This is a genomic window from Sphingopyxis sp., from assembly GCF_036402335.1.
In the GTDB taxonomy this organism is placed as follows: domain Bacteria; phylum Pseudomonadota; class Alphaproteobacteria; order Sphingomonadales; family Sphingomonadaceae; genus Sphingopyxis.
Genome location: NZ_DASWTD010000152.1, coordinates 1 through 1,941, shown reverse-complemented (window position 1 = coordinate 1,941; position 1,941 = coordinate 1). Strand labels below are relative to the sequence as shown.

General features: G+C 66.4%; 1 protein-coding gene. It reads right to left on the bottom strand.

Annotation, left to right across the window (positions count from 1 at the left end; all coding sequences use genetic code 11):
• A partial coding sequence (locus tag VGD20_RS04750) for an OPT family oligopeptide transporter (RefSeq protein ID WP_331133346.1) occupies positions 1 to 1,929 on the bottom strand: 1,929 nt, incomplete at its 3' end.
• Between the last annotated feature and the right edge of the window lie 12 nt (positions 1,930 to 1,941).

Genomic DNA, 1,941 nt, shown 5'->3' with positions numbered 1-1,941 from the left:
ACGCCGATAGCTGGCCCAGACGAGCACGACGAACAGGATGAGGCCCACCCACGGTGCGTAGGGCGCATAACCGCCGCCGGTCACCGCGAGCGGCGCGTCGTTGTCGGTCACATAGACGGTCCCCGCGTAAAAGACGCCGAGCAGGCTTTCGCCGACGATCATGCCCGTTGCGGTCAGCACGCCCATGCGGTGCGCGAAGCTCGCGTTCGGACGCTTCGATGCCCAGCGGTCGTAGAACCAGCCGCCCACCGCGCCGATCACGACGGGCAGGATCACCGCCATCGGCAGGTAGACCCCGATGCCGATCGCAAGCGGCGGCAACCGCAGCTTGCCCGCGCGGCCGAGCAGCGCGTCGATGAGGATGAAGCCGACGCCCGCAAGCACGCCATAACCCAGCATTGTCCAGTTGAGGTCGCCGCCGAGCACACCCTGCGCGAGCGACGAGATCAGGCCTGCCTGCGGCGCGGCCAGCGCTTCGGGCCCCGCGCCGGGAACGCCCACGAAACCGACCGTCTCGTTCAGCACATTGAGCACCGGCGGGACGACGAGCGAGCCGAAGATCACGCCGATGATCAGCGCGACCTGCTGCTTCCACGGCGTTGCGCCGACGAGTTGACCGGTCTTGAGGTCCTGCAAATTGTCGTTCGAGATCGTCGCGATCCCGAAGACGAGGCCGGTGACGATCAGCGCATAAGCGACCATCGCATTGATTTCTTCTTCGCCGCCGCCGCGGCCGAGCAGGCCGAGAAGCAGCAGCGACGACGCGATGATCGCGAGGATGCCGATTCCCGATACCGGCGAATTCGACGCGCCGATCAAACCCGCCATATAGCCGGTAACCGACGCGATCATCAGCCCGACGACGATGATGAACAGGATCGCCCCTGCGATCAGGACCATCGATGCCCCGGCAAGCGGGCCGCCCGCGAGCACGGTCCACAGCAGCCAGCCGATCGGCAGCATCAACGCCAGCGACCCGCCGAACACCCAGTTGATCGACATATCCTGTTCTTCGATCGCGAGCGCCTGCCCGCCCTGCCGCGCACGGCTCGCCGCCATCGCCGAGCGGATGCCGCCGATGACCGGGCCGGCGATCCTGATCAGCGTCCAGATCGCGGCGACCGCGATCACGCCAGCGCCAAAGAAGCGGACATCGGCGCGAAATACCGTATTTGCCAGCGTCTCGGCATCGCCCGTCCCGCCTTGCGTCAGGATCGGCAGCAGCACCCACCAGCCAGTGACCATCCCGACGAGCTGCGCCATGCCGACCGACAGGCCGACGAGGTGCCCGACACCGAATAGCGCAAAAGCGAGCCCGCCCGCGATCCCGGTCGCGCCGCTGCCGACCGCGAACCAGCGCGCGACTTCGGCGCCCGCAAGCTTCATCTGGGTGAGCAATGTGAAGGCCGCGGCGACGATGGAGTTCCACATCAGCGCCGATAGACCGGCGCGATTCTCCTCGGCACCCTCGGCGCTCGCGGCGCCGACCTGCAGCACTTCGGCGGCGGCGCGGCCTTCGGGATAGGGAAGATCCGAGTCGACGACGAGCGCCCGGCGCAGCGGAACCGAGAATAGCACGCCCAATATGCCGCCGAGCATCGTGATCGCGGTGGTCTCCAACATCGGGAAACCCTGCCAGTATCCGACCATGACAAGCCCGGGCAGCACGAAGATGATCGCCGCCAGCGTGCCCGCGGCGCTCGCGATCGTCTGGACGATATTATTCTCGAGGATTGTTGAGCCGGCCATATAGCGCAGCAACGCCATCGAAATCACCGCCGCGGGAATCGAGGTCGCAAAGGTCAACCCGACCTTCAGCCCCAGGTAGACGTTCGCCGCGGTAAACATCAGCGTCAGCAAGCCGCCGAGCAGGATTGCGCGAAGCGTCAGTTCGCGCCCGCGGGCGGCTGCAGTGCCAGTTTCAGTCATAAATTTCTCCCC